This window comes from Gemmatimonadales bacterium (genome assembly GCA_035502185.1).
Classification (GTDB): domain Bacteria; phylum Gemmatimonadota; class Gemmatimonadetes; order Gemmatimonadales; family JACORV01; genus Fen-1245.
Genome location: DATJUT010000075.1, coordinates 20,562 through 40,167, shown reverse-complemented (window position 1 = coordinate 40,167; position 19,606 = coordinate 20,562). Strand labels below are relative to the sequence as shown.

General features: G+C 73.4%; 18 protein-coding genes. 3 read left to right on the top strand and 15 right to left on the bottom strand.

Features of this window, described 5'->3' with window-relative positions; translation table 11 throughout:
* The 4 genes from VMF70_10330 to VMF70_10315 all read right to left on the bottom strand — a co-directional run.
* Nucleotides 1-962, bottom strand: a 962-nt coding sequence (locus tag VMF70_10330; protein HTT68414.1) for a GntG family PLP-dependent aldolase, incomplete at its 3' end; no start/stop codon positions are given.
* Nucleotides 963-1,005: 43 nt separating this feature from the next.
* Nucleotides 1,006-1,911 (bottom strand): YihY/virulence factor BrkB family protein, encoded by a 906-nt coding sequence (locus tag VMF70_10325; protein ID HTT68413.1) that lies wholly within the window; start codon nt 1,909-1,911, stop codon nt 1,006-1,008.
* A gap of 8 nt (nt 1,912-1,919) precedes the next feature.
* Nucleotides 1,920-2,354: a YtxH domain-containing protein gene (locus tag VMF70_10320; GenBank protein ID HTT68412.1), complete on the bottom strand. Its 435-nt coding sequence runs from the start codon at nt 2,352-2,354 to the stop codon at nt 1,920-1,922.
* Between the two features lie 11 nt (nt 2,355-2,365).
* Complete coding sequence (locus tag VMF70_10315) at nt 2,366-3,787, bottom strand: class II fructose-bisphosphate aldolase (GenBank protein HTT68411.1); 1,422 nt, start codon at nt 3,785-3,787, stop codon at nt 2,366-2,368.
* A 212-nt stretch (nt 3,788-3,999) separates the two neighbouring features.
* Between VMF70_10315 and VMF70_10310 the strand changes: the two genes are divergently transcribed.
* Genes VMF70_10310 through VMF70_10300 form a run of 3 tightly spaced genes read left to right on the top strand, consistent with a single transcriptional unit; the run spans nt 4,000 to nt 5,187 of the window.
* Nucleotides 4,000-4,377, top strand: a complete 378-nt coding sequence (locus VMF70_10310) for a cupin domain-containing protein (protein ID HTT68410.1) — start codon at nt 4,000-4,002, stop codon at nt 4,375-4,377.
* Nucleotides 4,378-4,379: 2 nt separating this feature from the next.
* On the top strand, nt 4,380-4,787 hold the full coding sequence (locus VMF70_10305) for an NFACT RNA binding domain-containing protein (GenBank protein HTT68409.1): 408 nt from the start codon (nt 4,380-4,382) through the stop codon (nt 4,785-4,787).
* A gap of 7 nt (nt 4,788-4,794) precedes the next feature.
* Nucleotides 4,795-5,187, top strand: coding sequence for a hypothetical protein (locus VMF70_10300; protein ID HTT68408.1), 393 nt, complete (start codon nt 4,795-4,797; stop codon nt 5,185-5,187).
* On the opposite strand, the gene VMF70_10295 is transcribed toward VMF70_10300, so the two are convergent.
* From VMF70_10295 to VMF70_10245, 11 genes are read right to left on the bottom strand one after another with little or no spacing between them, the layout of a single operon-like run.
* Nucleotides 5,184-5,957: an MBL fold metallo-hydrolase gene (locus VMF70_10295; protein ID HTT68407.1), complete on the bottom strand. Its 774-nt coding sequence runs from the start codon at nt 5,955-5,957 to the stop codon at nt 5,184-5,186. The two genes, VMF70_10300 and VMF70_10295, sit on opposite strands and share 4 nt — an antisense overlap.
* 2 nt (nt 5,958-5,959) lie before the next feature.
* Nucleotides 5,960-7,366, bottom strand: coding sequence for a pyruvate kinase (gene pyk, locus VMF70_10290; protein HTT68406.1), 1,407 nt, complete (start codon nt 7,364-7,366; stop codon nt 5,960-5,962).
* Between the two features lie 28 nt (nt 7,367-7,394).
* Nucleotides 7,395-10,163 (bottom strand): TonB-dependent receptor, encoded by a 2,769-nt coding sequence (locus VMF70_10285; protein ID HTT68405.1) that lies wholly within the window; start codon nt 10,161-10,163, stop codon nt 7,395-7,397.
* The gene (locus VMF70_10280; protein ID HTT68404.1) at nt 10,160-11,164 is read right to left on the bottom strand and encodes a hypothetical protein; all 1,005 of its coding nucleotides are present in this window, start codon (nt 11,162-11,164) and stop codon (nt 10,160-10,162) included. The genes VMF70_10285 and VMF70_10280 overlap by 4 nt, the downstream gene beginning before the upstream one ends.
* Nucleotides 11,161-12,069: a cobalamin-binding protein gene (locus VMF70_10275; GenBank protein HTT68403.1), complete on the bottom strand. Its 909-nt coding sequence runs from the start codon at nt 12,067-12,069 to the stop codon at nt 11,161-11,163. Before VMF70_10275 ends, VMF70_10280 begins: the two co-directional genes overlap by 4 nt.
* Before the next feature lie 20 nt (nt 12,070-12,089).
* Nucleotides 12,090-14,129: a CocE/NonD family hydrolase gene (locus tag VMF70_10270; GenBank protein HTT68402.1), complete on the bottom strand. Its 2,040-nt coding sequence runs from the start codon at nt 14,127-14,129 to the stop codon at nt 12,090-12,092.
* Nucleotides 14,130-14,161: 32 nt separating this feature from the next.
* Nucleotides 14,162-15,706: a hypothetical protein gene (locus tag VMF70_10265; protein ID HTT68401.1), complete on the bottom strand. Its 1,545-nt coding sequence runs from the start codon at nt 15,704-15,706 to the stop codon at nt 14,162-14,164.
* A gap of 1 nt (nt 15,707) precedes the next feature.
* Nucleotides 15,708-16,547, bottom strand: a complete 840-nt coding sequence (locus tag VMF70_10260; GenBank protein ID HTT68400.1) for an aminotransferase class IV — start codon at nt 16,545-16,547, stop codon at nt 15,708-15,710.
* A gap of 22 nt (nt 16,548-16,569) precedes the next feature.
* Nucleotides 16,570-17,712, bottom strand: coding sequence for an alanine racemase (locus VMF70_10255; GenBank protein HTT68399.1), 1,143 nt, complete (start codon nt 17,710-17,712; stop codon nt 16,570-16,572).
* Between the two features lie 39 nt (nt 17,713-17,751).
* Nucleotides 17,752-18,135, bottom strand: coding sequence for a VOC family protein (locus VMF70_10250; protein HTT68398.1), 384 nt, complete (start codon nt 18,133-18,135; stop codon nt 17,752-17,754).
* A gap of 17 nt (nt 18,136-18,152) precedes the next feature.
* Nucleotides 18,153-19,490: an acetyl-CoA hydrolase/transferase C-terminal domain-containing protein gene (locus VMF70_10245; GenBank protein HTT68397.1), complete on the bottom strand. Its 1,338-nt coding sequence runs from the start codon at nt 19,488-19,490 to the stop codon at nt 18,153-18,155.
* Nucleotides 19,491-19,606 lie beyond the last annotated feature (116 nt).

Here is a 19,606-nt window from a genome sequence, read left to right as displayed (position 1 = left end):
GTCACCGCGCGCAGCCGCCTCGGCCCGAACGACGTCACCAGCACGCCGCCCGCGGCCAGCTTCGGGATCACCAGGTCGGCCGTGTCGCCCTCGCGCAGCAGGTCCACGATCAGGATGTTGGTTTCCGGCGGGATCATCCGCACGGCCGGGTGGCCGGCGAGTCCCGCGGCGAGGCGCTGCGCGTTGGCGTGGTCTTCCGCGATCCGGCCGAGGTTGTGCTCGAGCGCGTACAGGCCGGCCGCGGTCAGGATCCCCGACTGGCGCATGCCGCCGCCCAGCCGCTTGCGGATCTCCCACGCGTCCTCGCGCGCCGCCAGCGGGAACGCCAGGCAGGACCCGACCGGGCAGCCGAGGCCCTTGGAGAGGCTCGCCATCACCGTGGTGGCCGGCGCCGCCAGCCGCGCCGGGGGCACGCCCAGCGCCGCCGCCGCGTTCCAGATCCGCGCGCCGTCGAGGTGGAGCGGCAGCTTCAGCTCGCGGGCCAGCGCGCCGACGGCGTCCGCGACGGCCACCGGCATCACCTTCCCGCCCGCGGCGTTGTGGGTGTTCTCGATGGCGATCGCCGACGGCCTCGGCACGTGCGGCGACGGCGCCCGCACCGCGGCGCGCAGCAGCTCGGCCGTGAGCACGCCGTCGGGCGTCGGGACCGGTCGGACCTGCACCCGCGACAGGTCGGCCAGCCCCGCGATCTCGTAGTGCAGCAGGTGCGCGTTGGCTTCGAGCAGCAGCTCGGTGCCCGGCTTGGACAGCAGCCGGATGCCGGTCTGGTTCGCCTGGGTCCCGCTGGGGAAGAACAGCGCCGCGTCCTTGCCGAGCAGCTCGGCCACGCGCTCCTCGAGCCGCAGCGTGGTCGGGTCGTGTTCGAGGACGTCGTCGCCGACCTCCGCCTCCGCCATCGCGCGCCGCATCGCGGCCGACGGACGGGTGACGGTGTCGCTGCGGAGGTCTATCGCGGTGGGCACGGCACGGCCCGGGCGCCGGCGAGCGAACTGGCCACGGCGTCTCCTAGTCGAACAGGACGGTGCGCTGGGCGGCCTGGCGGCGCCGCAGCTCGTACACCTGCGCGATCTGCCCGCCCAGCAGGAAGACGAAGGTCATGTAGTACACCCAACCCACGAACAGGATGATGGCCCCGACGGTGCGGTCGCTCACCAGCTGGTCGGCGCGCACGAAATTCCGGAAGTAGAAGCTCAGCGCGTCCTTGGCGAGCTCGAAGCCGATCGCGCAGGCCAGGGCCGCCACCAGGGCCGTGTCCCAGCGCACGTGGTGCGACGGCGCGTACTTGAAGATCATCATGAACAGCGCGATCAGGAACGTGAACGCCAGCAGCTGCGCGCCGAAGAACCCGAGGAAGCCGATGTGACCCTCCGCGTCGAGCAGGCCCTCGCTCAGCACGGCGTTGGCCACGAACAGCAGCCCGGTGGCGCCCACCAGGCCGACGTCGTACAGCTTGCCCCGCAGGAACGACCGCGTTTCGCGCGTGTCGAACACCTCGCACAGGGCGGCCCGCAGCGAGCCGAACAGCCGGGTCGCGAACCACACGAACAGTGGCAGGCCGAACAGGCTGAGCCGGCCCCGCGAGCGCACGACGCCCTCGGCCAGCCGGACGATGGGGGCGAAGGGGTCTCCGCCGGCCTGCCCGGCGTAGCTGGGCAGGAGCTGGCGGAGGTAGGCGGCGACGTCCACCTGGTGCGCGGACGCCCGTGCGTTGAGCAGGTAGCCGATCAGCGCGAGGACGACGAAGCCGAGCGGAATGGCCGCGAGCAGCGCGTCGAAGGTGAGCCCACTGGCGAGAAACGGGATGTTCGACTCCACCGCGCCCTCGTAGACGCGGCGGACGAAGTTCCGCACGTCGTGCCAGAGGAAGACCCAGGAGCGCGGGCCCCACGGCGTCCTCCGGTCCGCCGCCACGGCCCGGGCTACGCGCCGGGCTCCTCGTCGGCGGGCGGCGAGCCCTTGCGCCCGGCGCGACGGGCATGGCGCGCGTCGGCCAGCCGCTTCTCCAGCTCCTCGCGCGCCGTCACGGCCGCCTCGCGTCCCGCCTCGACGACGTCCCGCGCCGCCTGGCGGCCCTCCTGCACGGTGCGCTTGGCGCTCTCGAGCCGCTCCTCCACCCGCTCGCGCGCCTGCTCGTAGCCGCCCACCACGACGTCCTCGATCTCGTCCACCTTCTGCGCCGCGAGGTCCCGGAAGCGGCGGCTGCGCGAGCGGAGGTCGGCCCGCAGCTCCGCGCCGCTCATCGGCGCGAACAGCAGCCCGAGGGCCGCGCCCGCGGCCAGCCCCCACAGGAACGGAACGACCGGCGAGCCGCGCCGCTCCACGACCTCGTCCTCCTCCTCCTCGTGCCGCGCCATCGCGTGCCCCCTTATTCCCCGGCCTCGGCGTCGTCCGGCGCCGCCGCCATCGCGGCGGCCGGCTCGGCGCGCCGGAGCGCCGGCGCCTTCACGAACCGCGCCACCGTCTCCGTCGTGCCCCCGACCTTCAGCGCCTTCAGCAGGAAGGCGAACTGCTCCTCGAGCGCGGAGCCGAGCGCCGCGCGCACCATCTCGGGCAGGGACCACCAGTCCTTCTTGAACGGACCGATCGCCTTCTTGCGCGTCTTGTAGAAGAACTGCTCGTCGGTCTCCCCGCTCTTGCGCTCGCCGGCCGCGTTCTCCCGCAGCCAGTCGTAGACCTTGGCCTTGAAGGCCGCCGGCGTCGCCTGGTGCTCGAACAGCAGGCTCTGGAACGCGGTGGCCAGGTGGATCTCCGCGGTCTCGATCTCGGGGAACTTCCCGAACGCGGAGTTCGGCAGCGTCGAGGCGCCGTGCTGCACCGCGCCCGCCATCCGGTAGCGTTCCCGCGCGTCGCGCGAGAGCAGTCGCAGGGTCTCGAAGTCGATGCTCACGTCGGCGATCGAGCCGTCCGGCAGCACCACGCCGCCGTGGCTCGTGCCCGTCTGCACGCTGATCTTGGAGATGCCCACCAGCGACTTGCCGCGCGCGGCGAGCGTCCTCTGGTAGCCGTCCATGAACGCGTGCTGCTCCTCGATGGTGCTGTTCTTCCCCCCCACTTCGCCGATCTCGCCGCCCACGGAGATGGTCACGCCGGCCGGCTGCTCGCGCCGGATCACTTCCGTCAGCTCCGCGGCGCGCTCGTAGTTCACCCGCTGCTGCGTGTCCAGCGTCGGCTGCTTCAGGTCCACCAGGGTCGAGGTGTCGACGTCGATGTTGTAGAAACCGGCGGCGACGGCCTCGCGGATCAACGCCTTGATCGCCCCCACCTCGGCCTCGGGGTCCGTGGCGTACTTCTTCGCGTTGACCTGGAAGTGGTCGCCCTGCACGAACAGCGGCCCCCGGAAGCCCTCGCGCAGCGCCGCCGCCAGCAGCACCGACGTGTACTCGGCCGGGCGCTGGTCGGTATACGCCATCTCGGAGCGGGCGATCTCGCACAGGAACGCGCCGGCCTTCAGGCCCCGCGCCGCCCGAAACAGCGCGCGGGCGGTGTCGTAGGCGAGGCCGCGGATGTTGATCGCGGGGACCGTGAAGCCGTGAACCTCGCCGCGGCCGCGGGCCATGTAGAGGTCCTGGATGGAGGCGGGCCGGACCCCGACCTCCTGCCCGATCTCCCACAGGAGCCAGCGCGCCGCCTCCAGCGTCGCGGCGTCGCCGAAGACGGCGCTCCAGGCGAGCTTGTCGGTGGCGGGGCCGGCCAGCGCGGCCGGCCTCGGCACCGCGAGCTTGCCCGCGGCGTCCAGGGTCACGGCGCCGGCGAACGGCTCGAGCAGCTTGCGGGCGATATCCTGCATGAACGTCTCCCGAACGGCGAGGTGAGCGGCGAAGGCAGTGCAAGGAATGTAGAAGCGCGCCGGGGACCCGTCAAAGAACGCGACGGCGCGGCGGCGGGTCGGCACCACTGCCGACGGCGCGCGCGCCGCCTCGGGTTGCGGCACGGGCGCGCTCCCGCCGAGATTGATCGTTCCCTCACGCCGGCGACCGCCGCCACCGCCGGGGAGCAGCCATGGCCGACGACGCGCCGCATCCCTACGACACCCATCTCGACGTCCGCTTCGGCCCGCTCGAGGTGGTGGACGTCCCCGCGCTGGTGGCCGCGTGCCGCCACCCGTGGTACAACCAGACGCTCTGCCGGGTGAACGACGCGGTGGTGCGGCTGGGCGTGGTTCGCGGCGAGTACCACTGGCACCACCACGACGTCGAGGACGAGTTCTTCTACGTGGTGAGCGGGCGCCTGCTGGTGGACCTGGAGGACCGCACGGTGGACCTGGCGCCCGGCCACGGCATCGTCGTGCCGCACGGGGTGCGGCACCGCACCCGCGCGCCGGAGCCCACCGTGATGCTGATGGTCGAGCGCGGATCGATCGTCCCGACGGGGAGCTGAGCGTGGCACGGCCGGGCGCTGCGCCGCGGATGCTCCACTACCGCCTCTCGGGCGACTGGAGCGCGCTGGTCGGCCTGTCGGACGCCGACAACGACCGGCTCAGCCTCAGGGTGGCGCGCCCGGACGACTGGTGGTTCCACGTGCGCGGCATGCCCGGGAGCCACGTGCTCCTGCGCGGGCCCGACGGCGCGGAGCCCGGCAAGGACATCCTGGAGGAGACCGCCGCGATCGCGGCGTATCACAGCAAGGCGCGGAGCGGCGGGGTCGTCGCGGTTTCCTGCACCCGCGCCCGCTACGTGACCAAGCCGCGGGGCGCCAAGGCCGGCACGGTGCAGATCCGCAAGGAAGCCGTCTTCAAGGTCAGGCCGGACGTCTCGCGGCTGGCGCCGCCCACGGCCTCGAGGGAATGAGGGCCGCATGCTCATCGGCACCCACGCGCTGATCTACACCAGACAGGCCAGGCGCCTGCGGGCGTTCGTCCGCGACAAGCTGCGGCTGAGGAGCGTGGACGCCGGGGGGGGCTGGCTGATCTTCGCCCTGCCGCCGGCGGAGCTCGGCGTCCACCCCACGGGCGGCAAGGGCTACCACGAGCTGTACCTGATGTGCGACGACCTGGACGCCACGATGCGGCAGCTCGCCGGGCGCGGCGTGACGTTCGCCGGTGGGGTCGTCAGTGCCGGGTACGGCCGGATGACGTCCATCCGGCTGCCGGGCGGCGGTTCGCTGGGCCTCTACGAGCCGGCGCACCGGACCGCGATCGGCGTGCGGAAGCGGGCGCGCCGCCCGCGGCGCCGGCCGGCCGGCTCCTAGACCTCGACCACCAGGCCGTCGTAGGCGGGCTCGATGCCCGGCGGCAGCTCCGCCAGGAGCGCCGCGTGCCCGGTTTCGTGCGTCAGGTGGGTCAGGAACGTGCGCCGCGCGCCGATGGCCTGCGCGGTCTCCACCGCCTCGGGCACCGAGAGGTGCGTCGGATGCGGCCGGTGGAATAGCGCGTTCAGCACCAGCACGTCGAGCCCGCGCAGGGCGTCGCGCCCGGCGGCCGACACCAGCTTCGCGTCGGTGACATAGGCGAGGCGGCCGAACCGGTAGCCCAGCACCTCGGTCGGTCCGTGCGAGAACGCGAGCGGCAGCACCCGCACGCCGGCCACCACCGCCTCGACGCCGGGCGCGAGCGCCGTCACCGTCACGTCGGGCCGCGACGAGCCCGGGATCGGCCGCGCCATCGGATCGAAGATGTAGTCGAACCGCTGCCGCATCCGCTGCAGCGCGTCGGCCGGTCCGTACAGCGGCAGCTGGCCGCGCCCGTGGCCCGAGAGCGCGCGCAGGTCGTCGATGCCGTGCGTGTGGTCGGCGTGGTCGTGGGTGAACAGCACCGCGTCCACCGAGCCGATGCCGGCCGCGAGCAGGGCGAGCCGCAGCTCCGGCGGCGTGTCGATGAGGAGGGTGGCGCCGCCGTCCTCGACCACCGCCGCGGTCCGGTTGCGCCGGTCCCGCGGGTCGGTCGAGGTGCACACCGCGCAACGGCAGCCGATCTGCGGGATGCCGAACGAGGTCCCCGTCCCCAGGAACGTCAGCCGCACCGCTACACCTCCTCGACCTTCACGAGGTTGGTCGTGCCCGGAACGTCGAACGGGACGCCGGCCGTCACCACCACGCGGTCGCCCTTCCTGGCGAGCCCGCTGGCGAGAATCCGCTCCCGCGCCGCGTCGAGCATGGCGTCGTAGCTGCGCGGGCCCTCGGCCAGCATCGGCGCCACGCCCCAGACCAGCGCGAGCTGCCGGTAGGTGGGCGCGTTGTCCGTCACGCCCAGGATCGGCATCGGCGGGCGGCTCGCCGCCACCATCCGGGCGCTGAACCCGCTCTTGGTGAAGGTGACGATCGCGGGCACCCGCAGCATCCGGGCGGCCGCGACGGCCGCCGCGGCCACGGCGTGCTCGGTGCGCGCCGGGGCGTCGGCCCGCCGCTCCAGCCACTCCGGGCACGGCCGCCACCCCGGGTCGCCCTCGACGGCGCGGATGATGCGGTCCATCGCTTCCACCGCCTCCCGCGGATGCTCGCCGATCGCCGTCTCGGCCGAGAGCATGACGGCGTCCGTGCCGTCGAGCAGCGCGTTGGCCACGTCGGAAGCCTCGGCACGCGTCGGCCGCGGGCTGTGGATCATTGATTCCAGCATCTGGGTGGCCGTGATGACCGGCCGGCGGCGCTCGACCGCCACCCGGATCACCCGCTTCTGCGCCAGCGGCACCAGCTCGTACGGCAGCTCCACGCCGAGGTCGCCGCGCGCGACCATCACGCCGTCGCTCGCCTCCGCGATCAGCTCGAGATTGTCCAGCGCCGTGCCCTTCTCGATTTTCGCCACGATCCGCATCCCCGGCGGGAGCAGCGAGCGCAGTGCCGCGACGTCGTCCGCCTTCCGCACGAACGACAGCGCCAGGTACTCCACGCCGTGCGCCACGCCGAAGGCGACGTCCTCGCGGTCCTTCTGGGTCAGCGCGGGCACCGAGGTCGCGGTGCCCGGGAGGTTGATGCCCTTGTGGCTGGTCAGCTCGCCGCCGTACACCACCCGCGCCTCGACGCGGGGCGGATCCACGCGGACCACGTCGAGCGCCATCAGCCCGTCGGCGAGCAGGATCTCGGTGCCCGCCCGCACGTCGGCCGACAGATCGTAGCTGGTGGGGATCTCGCCGGGGCGCGCCCGGTCCCCGGGCGCGAACACCACGGTGCCGCCCGGCCGGAGCACCACCGGCGCGCGCAGGTCGCCGACCCGGATCCTGGGACCCTGGAGGTCGAGGAGCACCGCCACGGGCCGCGCGGCGCGGGCCGCCGCGGCGCGCGCCGACTCGATGAGCGCCTGCCGCTCGGCCGGCGTGCCGTGCCCGGCGTTGATCCGGGCCACGTCCATCCCCGCCGCGATGAGCGCGGCGACCTGCTCCGGCGACGACGTGGCAGGCCCCAGGGTGGCGACGATCTTGGTGCGGCGGACGTTCAGGCGGGCACCCTCACCGGCGAAGTGAGGGTCAAAAGATAAACTCCACCCCCAGTCTGACCAGCCGCGGCGGTCCGTAGGCGAACAGCGGCTGGTAGAAGTCGCGCGCCGCCGCCACGTACAGCGGCAGCAGCTCGCCCTGGCCGGCGATGAGACCGTCGTGGTTGGTATCCGCCCAGCCCCGGTAGCGCGGCGACTCGTAGGGGATGGCCTGCGGGTTCGCCGTGTAGGCGGCCAGCGCCGCGGCCTGGATGCCCGCCTCGCCCAGACCCGGCGTGCCGGTGTCGCGGCGCACCGCGATGATGTTGCGGGTGTCGAGCAGGTTCCGGACGTCGAGGTAGACGCTGCCGCGCGCCGGCCCCAGCCGCACCGGGCGTCGGAGCAACACGTCCAGCGTGGACTGCGACGGCAGCCGCTCGGCGTTGGGCGGGCCGAGGAGCGAGTCACCCGCCGCGTTGGTCAGCGAGTACGGCAGGCCGGTGGAGAACCGGAAGATCGCCGCGCCCTCGAGCGCCGCGAGCGGCCGCACGCCCAGCAGCCGCGGGCCGAAGCCCTCGGGCGAGCGCGCCTGGAAGATCGCCACCACGCCGTGCCGCCGGTCGTAGTCGAGCGGGAACTCCACCCGGCCGGGGAAGATGGTGTCGGTTCCCACCACGGTGACCGGGCGCAGCAGCTCGAATCCGTTGGTCGACGTCGCCGTCGCGTACTGGAGCGTGTACGAGACGCGCAGCCCCCACCAGTCCTTCAGCTCCCGCTCCCACAGCAGCTCGAGGCCCTTCACGGAGCCGTAATCGGTGTTGCCGAAGATGGTCGAGTCGGGATTCACGCCGAACGGCACGCTCGCCACGAGCCCCGTGAGCTGCTTCACGAACAGGTTCACCTTCAGCGACGTGTTCGGCGTCGGGCGCGCGCGGACGCTGAACTCGTACTGGGTGGACTGCTCGAAGCCCAGGTCCGGGTTGCCGACCCGGAACCGGCCCGTGCGGGCGGTGTCGGCGAACGCCGCGTCCACCATGTACTGGTAGTCCGGCGCCTGGCTGAACCGGCCCCAGCTGGCCACGAAGGTCGCGCCGTGCAGGACGGCCGACACGGCGAGCCGCGGGTTCAGGCTGCCGCGGGCCGTGATGCGGCCGCCCGCCACCGCGGTCGTGTGCGGATCGAACGCGTCGTACCGCGCGCCGACGGTGAGGGCGAGATCCTGCATCCTGAGCTGGGCCTCGGCGTAGCCGGCGCCGCTGGTGGGGGAGAAGGCCGCGGCCGCGGCCGGTGGCACGCTGTCGCCGACCGGCAGGAAGGCCAGCACCCGCTGGAAGGTCTCGACCCGCTGGCGCACCAGCTCGCCGCCCACGTAGACGTCGGCGTCGTGCGACAGCCCGACGTCCACGTCCAGCTGGCCGCGGACCTCGCGGAACCGGTTCCAGGCGATCGTGCCGTCGGACGCGCCGCCCATGAAGAACGCCGGCACGCCCCACGGCGTGTTGGTGCTGAAGTCGGGCCGGTCGAAGCCCGGGACCGCGCCGGCGGCGGCGGTGGTGTCGCGCGCACGGGCGAGGTCCTCGCCCACGAAGTGGAACGCCTGGCCGGTGAAGGCCCCGAACCGATACGACACCGGGGCCGCGAGCGTCCCGCGCTCGAACTCGCGCCCGAAGTAGCCCACGCGCAGGTCGGCGACCACCGGGGTGGCGGCCGTCGGCGGCGACACGAGCTGCAGGTGCCCGCTCACCAGATCGCCGGCCACGCGCTGCGCCGGTGCGAACGGGAGGTCGTACTTGTAGGTCTGGTCGAACAGCAGCTGCTGGCCGAGCGAGTGCAGGGCGAACACCCGCAGCGTCTGGCGGCCGGCGAGCGGGACCGTGAGCTTGGCGGCGGCGTCGAGCTCCTCGCCGCTGTTGTGCGGCAGCAGGTTGGGGTTCGCCGACCGCGGGTCGCGCGGGTCCGCCGGCGCCGGGGCGTTCACCGGGTCCGCGTCGAGGCGCCCGGTCGCGTCCACGGCGCCGAGCAGCCGGATGCCGCCCGGCAGCGGCCCGTCGGCCTCGAGCACCAGCCGGTCGAGCCCGTGGTCCAGGGCCGACCCGAGCCCGCGATCGCTCTCGTAGGCCGCCCGGCCCTGCCACCGGTCGCCGCCGTCCCGGGTCACCACGTTGATCAGGCCCGAGAGCGCCTGGCCGTACCGCGCCGAGAACCCGTTGGTGACCAGCGAGGCCTCGGTGAGGACGTCGGGCGGGATGTTGAGGCCCAGCGTGCCCGTCGACGCGTCGAGCTGGTTCTTGAGCCCGAGACCGTCGATGATGAACGCCTGCTCGCCGAGCCGCCCGCCGCGGTAGCTCCCGCCCACGGCGCCGGCGGAGAGCGCCACCGCCTCTTCCAGCGTGCTCACCGGCAGGTGCCGCAGGTCGTCGGCCGAGATGTGCTGCACCGTGGACGTCGCCAGCGGGTCGAGCACCGCGTCGGGCGCGGCCTCCACCGTCACCGCCCCGAGCTGCACCGCCTGGGACTGCAGCTGGAAGTCGAGTCCCGTGATCTCGCCGGAGCGCACCGGCACGCTGTCGCGCGCGGCCGTGGCGAAGCCGATCAACCGCACCGACACCCGGTGCCAGCCGCTCCGCACGGCGCGCACCTGATAGGCGCCCGACGAGTCGGTCAACCCGGCGAGGCGACCGTCCACCAGCACCTGGGCGCTGCGCAGCGCGGCGCCCGTGGCCTGCTCGCGCACGTGGCCGGAGATCGAGCCCGTGGTCTGGGCCGCGAGCGGGGCGGCGCCGGCCAGCAGCAGCCACGCGACGAGCGGCGGCGCTCTCACGGGACCTGGAACAGCCACAGGTCGGGGAACTCGCCCGGCCCGGCCGCCTCCGCCACGACGCGCGAACCCGAGGGGGACAGGGCGGGCCGGCTCAGGCTGAGCGACGCCGGCACCGCGATCGCGGTGACGGTGTCGGCCGCGACGTCCACCCGGAACAGCGTCCCCCCGGCCAGGGCGACCAGGAGGTTGCCGTGCACCTGGACGCCGTCCGCCGCGCCCGCGCCCCCGAAGTCGAACCACACCGACGGCGACGCAGCGCCGGGGTCCATCCGGTACACGCGACTGTCACCGGCGAGCGTGAAGTACAGCACGCCGGAGGTGTCCACGGCCAGCGACGTCGCGTTCGCCGTGCCCGGCACCGCGGTGACCACGGCCGAATCTCCGACCATCGCCAGGCGCTCGATCCGCAGCGGCGCGTAGACGGTGTCCACCGCCAGCGGAGGACCCGTGAAGGTCACCTGCTGGGCGACGTACACCAGCTCGCCGTCCGGCAACCAGTGCAGCCCGGCGAGGCTCCCGTGCAGCACGCCGTCCGCCGAGGTGAACGGAAACCGCAACAGCACGCGCCCCGGATCGGGAGCGGTCATCGATGCCACCACCAGCTCGATGGCGGTCGGCACCAGCGCGCCCGCGGCGGAGCTCTCGCGCAGGTACGCCAGCAGGCCGCCGGGCCCGACGGCGGGGTCCCGGAGCAGCACGGTCGAGTCGGCGTCGAACAGCCGGTGGCAGATCATGGACTGGAGATGGCCGCCCTCCGCGGGGAGGATGCCGAGGCACTGGTCGCCGTTGGGCCCCCCCGGGGAGAGCGCGTAGACGATCGCCGAGCCGTCCGGGAGCCACGCGGGCTCGACGTCGCCGGACGGGCTGAACGTCAGGCGCCGCGGAAACGTGGTGTCGAACGGCACGTCCGGCTCCACGGCCGCCACGAACGGCTGCGCGTGCTCGCATGCGCCGGCGGCGGCCAGCAGGGCCAGCGAGGCGAGCGCCGCCGCGCGCTTCACGCCGCCGCCTCCGCGAGAGCCATCCATCCCCTGCCGCGGTGCCCGAAGGCGAAGGCGGCCGGATGCAGCGCCTCGGCGAGGATCTCGAGCGATTCCACCAGCCGCGGGCCCGGCCGATGGAAGTACGCGTTCCCGTCGGCGAGGACCACGCGGCCGGCCCGCACCGCCTGCAGGGCGGGCCACCCGGGACGGGAGGCGAGCGCCGCCAGCTCGGCCGTGGTGCGGGCGAGATCGAAGCCGCACGGCGACACCACGATCACGTCCGGGTCCGCTTCGACCAGGGCCTCCCAGGTCATCCACGGCGAGTGCCGGCGCGCCTCCCCGAACAGGTTGACGCCGCCCGCCAGGGTCACCAGCTCCGGCATCCAGTTGCCCGCGGCCATCAGCGGCTCGATCCACTCGATCACCGCCACGCGCGGCCGGCGGCCCAGGGAGGCCGCGCGGTCGCCGATGGCGGCCACGCGGGCCCGCAGCTCCGCGACCAGGGCGTCGCCGGCGGTGCTCACGCCCAGCGCCCCGGCGACGGACCCGATGTCCGACCACACGTCGTCGAGCCCGTCCGGCTCCAGCGCGAGGACGCGGGCGGGGCGCTCGGTCAGCTCGCACATCGCGCGCTCGACGTCCGCGGGCGTGACCGCGCAGACCTCGCACTGCGTCTGGGTGATGACGAGGTCGGGCCGCAACCGCCTGAGCAGCGCGGCGTCCACCTCGTAGATCGAGACCGCGCGGGCGAGGCGCTCCTTCAGCGCCAGGTCCACCGCCCGGCTGCTTCCGCCGGTCGGGAACGCCGGGCGGCTCACGGCGGGCAGCCGCCGCACGCTCGGCGGCCAGTCGCACTCGTGCGATCGGCCGACCAGGGCGGCCTCCTGCCCGAGCGCGCACACGATCTCGGTGCTCGACGCGATGAGCGAGACGACGCGCGTGGCTACCTCGGGATCAGCGGCAGCGTCACGAACGAGGCGTGCGCGCGGTCGTGGAGGACCCGCTGGTGCGCCGTCACGTAGGTGCTGTCGCGGTTGTTGTCGCCGCCGGTATTGAGATTGCGCCCGTACTTGGGGAACGCCGCCGACGCCACGGCCACCCGGATGCGGTGCCCCGCCTTGAACACCAGGCCCGTGTGCCACAGGTCGATCGTGTAGCGCGTCGGCTGGTTCCTGACCGGGAAGGCCTCCCGGTCGAGGCCGGTGCGGAACCGGGCGCGGGTGATGCCGTCCTGGACGCGGTACGCCGAGCCGTCGGGCTGCACGTCCAGGAGCATGGCGTGCCAGTCCGTGTCCCGCGCGTCGGTGGCCGCCCACAGCGTCACCGACAGCGGTCCCGTCACCTCGACGTCCCGCGCCAGCGGGGCCGTGGTGTAGACCAGGATGTCGCCCCGCTCCGCCTCCAGCCGGCCGTACTCCTCGTTGAGGTTCAGCTCCAGCTCGCGCGGGTCCACGACGTACGGCGTGGGGTTGCCGGGATCGTAGCTGAAGGTGTCCGCCGGCTCGGCGCGCGGAGGCACCGTGTCCAGCGAGCCGTCGCCCGCCGTGGTGTTCGCCGCGCCCCGCGAATGCAGGTAGAACCTCGTCCACCGCGTGCGCGCGAGCGGCCATGCGCGCTCCTTCCGCCACGCGTTGTCGCCCATGATGAACAGATCCACCGGCGGCTCCGTGTCCACGCCGTTCGCGACCCCCCGGAGGTAGTGGTCGAACCAGCGCAGCGCCAGCTCGTCCTGGGAAACGTACACCGCGTCGCCGAAGTCGCCGTTCAGGAGGTCGGGGGTCCCGCGGTGGCTCCACGGTCCCAGGACCATCCGCTCGAACGGGTGGTGCGGCGCCCCGCCCAGCGCGACGAAGTTGGTCGTCGTGCCGTTGCCGTCGTCGTCGAACCATCCCGAGATGCTCAGCACCGGCACCGTCACCCCCGGCACCCGCGACTGGTAGGCGACGCTGCGCCAGTAGTCGTCCACCCGGGGGTGGCTCATCCAGTCGTCCCAGTACGCGTTCGGCCCGCACCCCAGCGCGGCAGGCATCCGCGCCACCGGCAGCGTCCGCAGCCCCTGCTCGATGTCGAGGTGCGAGATGTCCTGGTTGGTCTTGCCGCTCACCAGGCACGCCCAGGCCACGCTCGCCACCGCGAAGTTCATGTTCCAGTACGGCACGTTGAGCCACGGGTCGGGTGGCGAGACGATCGGCACGATGGCGGCCAGGTGCGGCGGGTGCCGCACCGCGGCGAACCACTGCGTCCAGCCCACGTACGAGCCGCCGAGCATGCCGACCTTGCCGCTCGATCCCGGCAGTGCCGCCGCCCACTCCACCGCGTCGTAGCCGTCGTCGTCCTGGCCGACGAGGTCGCGGAACGTGCCCTCGGAGCCGAAGCGGCCGCGCACGTCCTGCGACACGAAGATGTACCCGCGCACCGCAAAATAGCGCCCGTCGTTGGCGCCGCTGCGGCGGCCGTACGGCGTCCGCTCGAGGATCACCGGGAACGGCCCGGCGCCCCCCGGCCGCACCACGAGACTCATGAGCACGGTGCCGTCGCGCGCCCGCATCGGGACGGCCGTGTCCACCGTGAAGCCGAAGGCGGAATCGGACAGCGGGCCCGGCCACAGGCGGTAGCGCGGGACGTAGTGCGGCGGCGTGGCTCGCCGGACCATCCAGATCGGCGCCAGCGGGCGGCCGCCGGCCACCACCTGCGCGACGACGGTGTCGCCGCGGAGCACCCCGGCGAGCGTCACGCTCTGACCGGCGACGGCGAGGAAGACGGAGTCGCCCTCCACCCGGGCGGACGCGAAGGCGGCGGCGGTCTCGCCCGTCCTCAGGCGCACGACCCCGCCGGCCGAGTCGGCGGGCAGGTGCGCGAACGCCGGAGCCTGGTGAGCGAGGCGGCCCTGCCAGAAGTCCCAGTCGCCGGCGAGCCGCGGCGGGTTCTGCGCGGCCAGGGCGGCGGGCACCAGGAGTGCGGCCAGCGGGAGCAGTTTCGGCATCGGTCGGCTCGGGTGCGACGTTGAGGTTCGGGCTACGCGCCGGCGCTCGGGAACGTCGCCAGCAGCCAGCGCTTCCACCGCGCGTGACGCTGCGTCGCCAGGACGAACGGCCGTTCCCGCACGGCCTCCTTGGCGCGGAGGATCGCGAGCACGCCGCGCCGCTCCCCGGCGTCCCACCGGCCGAGGTCGGGAATCAGGGCGGCGACCGGCGCCAGGCGGCCGGGCACGGTCCCGGCGCCGAGGGCGCGCGCCACGGCGTGGGCAAAGGCCTGCACGGCCCGGGCGCGGTCGCCCCCGTGGCGCAGCCGGACGGCGCGGGTGACGGCGAGGCCCACCCTCCGCACCTCCACGTCGCGGAACGCGTCGACGGCGCTCCCGTCGGTGGCGAGGACCATGTCGCTGCGCGCGAGGCGCCGCAGCACGACCGGCGAGCTGCGCGCGCCCGCCCGCCGCGCGAGCCGCGCCCGCTCCGCCTCGGCGTCGCTCCGCACCGCGGGCGCCAGGGAGCGGAACCCCAGCTTGTAGTAGAACCAGAACGACCCGGCTTCGATCCCCTCGGGGTTCTGGTGGCCGATCTGGTAGCGCCGCATCACGAACCTGCGGGCCCCGAAATGATGGTGGAACACGGCGCAGAACCGGTCGAATACGTACGGCGACTCCCCGCCGCGGTAGGTCGGGAAGATGTTGATCCCGATGTCGGCGCGGTCGAACAGCAGCACGGCGTAACCGTAGCCGATCGGCACCCCGTTCTTCACCAGCAGGGCTCCGTAGTCGCTCTCCAGGGTGAGCCGCAGCGCCGGCACGAGGCCGATCACGTAGATCTCGAGTCCGCGGCCGGCGTCCACCCGGTACACCTCGCGGCGGTGTCCGTGGACGATGACGTGGAACTCGCGCTCCCGCTGGGACAGCGCGGCGCGCGCGGCGTCGATGACGCGGTCCGCCCGCCCGGGCGCGAGCAGCGCCAGGGGGCCGGGCGGGCGGAGCACCTCGCGCCGGAAATCCGCCGGCCGCTCGGACCGCAGCGTGCGGTGGAAGAACGGCCGGGCCGGCAGCCGTGCGTGCGTCACGCTGTCGCGGCAGCCGGCCAGGTCCCAGCGGACCGGGAGGTTGAGCTGCTCGAACAGGTGGGCCTCGAGCGGCGGCGGGAGCCGCTGGGCCGCCAGCACGTCCAACAGCCACGCCAGGTCGTTCCGGCGATCCGGGCCCTTCGCCGCGCGGATCCACTCCCACGACGGGACGTCGTCGTCGTCCAGCCCCTCGTTCTCGGCCCACGCCACGACCAGGGAGAGCAGCGCCGCGACGTCGTCCCACGCCCGCCGCCGGTACGCCGGCCAGTCCACGTCGACCGAACGGCCGTAGCGCCCGCGCAGCCAGCGCGTCATGGCGTAGTTGAAGGGGTAGTGGTAGGTGGTGCCCGCGATGCCGGTGTTGCGCAGCTCGAGCGCGTGGGGGGCGGCGCGGCGCTCGAAGCCGGCCAACTCGCGCTCCGCGCGCCTCAGCTCGGTCGCATTGCGCGGGAAGGCGCGCTGGAAGCACAGCCGCTCGTGACGCGCCAGCAGCGCGTCGGCCGACGCCACGCTACGCGCACTCCCGCTCGACCACCGCGCGGAACAGGCCGGCCAGCCGGCGCGTGACCGGGCGCTCGGCGGGGAGCTTCCGGCCGTCGAGGCAGTCGATGGGCACGACGTCGTAGACGGTGCTGGTCAGGAACAGCTCGTCCGCGTCCCCCAGCTCGGTGGCGAACACCGGCGTCTCGCGGCACGGGATGCCGTGCTCGCGGCACAGGTCGAGCACCACGGCCCGGGTGATGCCCGGGAGGATGTAGTTCGACAGCGGCGCCGTGCGCACCTCGCCGTCGAATACCGCGAATACGTTGCTCAGCGACCCCTCGAGCACCACGCCGTCCCGCACGAACAGCCCCTCGTGCGCCCCGAGGTCCCGGGCGCGCTGGGCCGCGAACGAGTTGGGCACGAGCGACGTCACCTTGATGTCGCAGCGCGACCACCGCACGTCCGGCTCGAGGACGGTGACCGCGCCCGGGTCCGCCAGCGCGGGGTTCGGCTTGAAGGCCCACGCCATCGCGAACACCGTCGGCTTCGTCTCCGGCGGCGGGAACAGGTGCGACCGGGGCGCCGCGCCGCGGGTGATCTGCAGGTAGATCAGCGCGTCGCCGGTCAGGCCGTTCTTCGCGAGCAGCTGCGCCGGCACCGCTTCCAGCGGCGTGAGGTGCGCCCCGATGCGCATCTTGGCGCAGCTGGACGCGAGGCGCGAGAAGTGCTCGGCCAGGAGGAAGATCTTGCCGTTGTACGCGCGGATCACCTCGTACACGCCGTCGCCGTAGGTGAACCCGCGGTCCAGCGGGCTGATGAGCGCCCGGTCGTCCGGCAGGTACTGCCCGTTGAGGTAGACGGTGCTCATGGGGTTGAACCTAGCGCCCGCGCTAGCGGCGCCGCCAGATGGTCCACTCGTCCACGACCTCCTCGCCCCGCACCACGTGGTAGCGGTCGAACAACGCCGCGGTCAGGCACGAGTGGTTGGGCAGGATGCGCAGCTTCTCCCCGATCGCCAGCCGTCCCTCCACGTCCCGCGGGGCGAAGGCGCCCACCAGGCCGTGCTCCTGGGAAACCCCGAGCACCTGGAGCCGCGGGTCGAGCCCGTGACCCGCGAGGCCGGTCAGCACCGGCCCCAGGCCCCGGGCCAGCGCCGAATCGTGCGGCCCCGGGTCCTTCGAGAGGGCCAGGGCGCCGGCGTCCACCACGGCGTGGCCGGCGCCCGGCTGGTGCGACACCACGCTCGCCAGCACCGTCACCGCGCACTCGTCCGCGTCGCACACGCCGCCGGCGAGCTGCATGAAGTCGTGGAAGGCGTAGTTCCCGGGCCGGACCTCGCCGACGCCGTCGAGCCGCTCCACGGCCGACATCGCCGGGGTGGAGCCCACGCTCACCGCACCCGGCGGCACACCCTCCCGCTCGAGCCGGGACGCGAACTCGACCATCGTCGCCCGCTCCCGCTCGGCGATCGCCGCCCGTTCGGCGCGGGTGGCGGCGGCGTAGCTGTGGCCCGCGTGGGTGAGGATCCCGTCGAACGCCGCGCCGGCCTCGCCGGCCAACGCGCGGGCGACCGCGAGGCCGGCCGCCGAGCGCGGGTCGACGCCGGAGCGGTGGTGGCCGGTGTCCACCTCGAGCCACGCGTGCACCACGGTGCCGGCGGCCCGCGCCGCCCGGCCGAGCGCCGCCACCGCTTCGGCGGAATCCACGGTGACGCGCAGGGTGATCCGGCGGGCGAGCGCGATCACCTCGTCCAACCGGGCGAGCACCAGGGGAAACGCCCAGGTGACGTCGTCGAAGCCGCCGTCGGCGAACGCGGCGGCCTCCGGCAGGGTGGCGACCGTGATGCCGCGCGCGCCCCGCGCCCGCTGCATCCGGCCGACCTCCAGGCACTTGTGCGTCTTGACGTGCGGCCGCAGGGCGACGCCGAGCGCGCGGGTGCGCTCGGCCATGCGGTCGAGGTTGCGCTCGAGGACGTCGAGATCGAGAAGGAGCGCGGGCGTCGGCAGGTCGCCGACACGCGAACGGCGCGGCATCAGTCGAAACTGACGCCGCGCCGCGGAAAGCTCAATGGGCTACTTCGCGAAGCCGCTCGGCATCTGCAGCAGGAAGTACTTGTTGCCGTCCAGATCCTCGAAGTTCGCCACGATGCCGCCCCACCGCTCCTTGCGCGGCTTCAGAGAGAACCGGACCTTCTTCTTCGCCAGCTGCCGGTAGGTCTTCTCGATGTCGTCCACCTGGAAGCTCACCCCGGTCCGCACCCCGATCAGCTTCTTGGCCTGCCGGTTCCAGGGCGTCGTGAGGGAGAACGTCGTCCGCCCCGCGCCACAGTCGAAGCACACCCAGTCGTGCTTCCGATCGTAGAAGCAGAGCCGCAGGCCCACCTTGTCGCGGAAGAACCGGAGTGACTTGGCCAGGTCGGTGACGACGACGGTGACGTTGCCGAGCTGCGTGATCATGGCTGCCTTCCCGGCCTCTAGAGGAGCTTGCGCTCGTGCGCCGCCCGCTCCAGCTCTTCCCGGAACTTCGGGTGCGCGATGTCGATGAGGGCGCGGGCCCGCTGCCGCACCGTCTTGCCGAACAGGTACGCCGATCCGTACTCCGTCACCACCCAGCGCACGTCGGCGCGCGTCGTGACCACGCCGGCGCACGGCGCCAGGCACGGGGTGATGCGGGACAGCTGGCCGCTCTTCGCGGTCGAAGGCAGCGCGATGATCGGCTTGCCGCCGCGCGAGCGGGACGCGCCGCGGATGTAATCGGTCTGGCCGCCGAACCCGCTGTAGAAGATCGCGCCGATCGAATCCGAGGAGACCTGGCCCGTGATGTCGATCTCGATCGCCGAGTTGATGGCCACCATGTTGTCGTTCTGCGCGATGACGAACGGATCGTTGGTGTAGGAGGTGGGGTGCAGCTCCACCACCGGGTTGTCGTGCACGAAGTCGAACAGCCGCTGGGTCCCGAGCATGAAGCCGGAGATCACCTTGCCGCGGTGCAGCGACTTCCGCTCGCCCGTCACCACGCCCGCCTCGATCAGGTCCACGATGCCGTCGGCGAACATCTCGGTGTGCACGCCCAGCGCCCGCCGGTCCGTGAGATCCCGGAGCACCGCGTCCGGAATCCCGCCGATCCCCATCTGCAGCGTGTCGCCGTCGTCGATCAGCTCCGCGACGTTGTGCGCGATCGCCTCGGTGATCTCGTCACCCGGCTCCGTGTGCAGCTCCATCAGCGGACGCGACGTCTCGACCACCGCGTTGAGCTGCCGCACGTGCACGAACGCGTCGCCGTGCACCCGCGGCATCTTCTCGTTCACTTCGGCGATCACGTGCCGCGCGTGCCGCGCCGCGTCGAGCGTGTGGTCCACGCCGACGCCGAGCGAGCAGAAACCGTGGGCGTCGGGCGGGGAGACCTGGATCAGCGCGACGTCGATCGGCAGCGTGCCGTCGCTGAACAGGCGCGCGATCTCGCCCAGGAAGATCGGCGTGTAGTCGGCCCGGCCCTCGTTCACGGCCTTGCGCGCGTTGGCGCCGATGAACATCGCGTTGTGCCGGAAGTGCCCTTCCATCTCCGGCGTCATGTGCGAGGCGTGCCCCATCGTCAGCAGGTGCACCACCTCCACGTCCTTGAGCGAGGGCGCCCGCGCGGACAGCGCGTCCACCAGCGGCTCCGGCACCGCGCAGCCCGGGTGGATGTAGACCCGGTCGCCGCTGCGGACGACCTTCACCGCCTCCTCGGGCGTGCAGATCAGGGAGCGGTAGAACTCCGACCACGTGGTGCGTGGATGCGGAGCGACGCTCACCGGCGCGACAGCCGACATGGTGCCTCTCTCGTGGCGACGACGCGATGCGCTCACGATGGAGCGTAACCGCAATTTCTGTGCTCGGAAACGACGCCACGGCGCGCGCCGCGCAGCGGCGACTCGAACGCTCGTTC

Coding starts and splice junctions, on each gene's coding strand:
- VMF70_10315 (HTT68411.1), bottom strand. CDS start 3,787: ATGCAGGATATCGCCCGCAAGCTGCTCGAGCCGTTCGCCGGCGCCGTG.
- VMF70_10320 (HTT68412.1), bottom strand. CDS start 2,354: ATGGCGCGGCACGAGGAGGAGGAGGACGAGGTCGTGGAGCGGCGCGGC.
- VMF70_10245 (HTT68397.1), bottom strand. CDS start 19,490: ATGTCGGCTGTCGCGCCGGTGAGCGTCGCTCCGCATCCACGCACCACG.
- VMF70_10260 (HTT68400.1), bottom strand. CDS start 16,547: ATGAGCACCGTCTACCTCAACGGGCAGTACCTGCCGGACGACCGGGCG.
- VMF70_10270 (HTT68402.1), bottom strand. CDS start 14,129: ATGCCGAAACTGCTCCCGCTGGCCGCACTCCTGGTGCCCGCCGCCCTG.
- VMF70_10250 (HTT68398.1), bottom strand. CDS start 18,135: ATGATCACGCAGCTCGGCAACGTCACCGTCGTCGTCACCGACCTGGCC.
- VMF70_10310 (HTT68410.1), top strand. CDS start 4,000: ATGGCCGACGACGCGCCGCATCCCTACGACACCCATCTCGACGTCCGC.
- VMF70_10255 (HTT68399.1), bottom strand. CDS start 17,712: ATGCCGCGCCGTTCGCGTGTCGGCGACCTGCCGACGCCCGCGCTCCTT.
- VMF70_10300 (HTT68408.1), top strand. CDS start 4,795: ATGCTCATCGGCACCCACGCGCTGATCTACACCAGACAGGCCAGGCGC.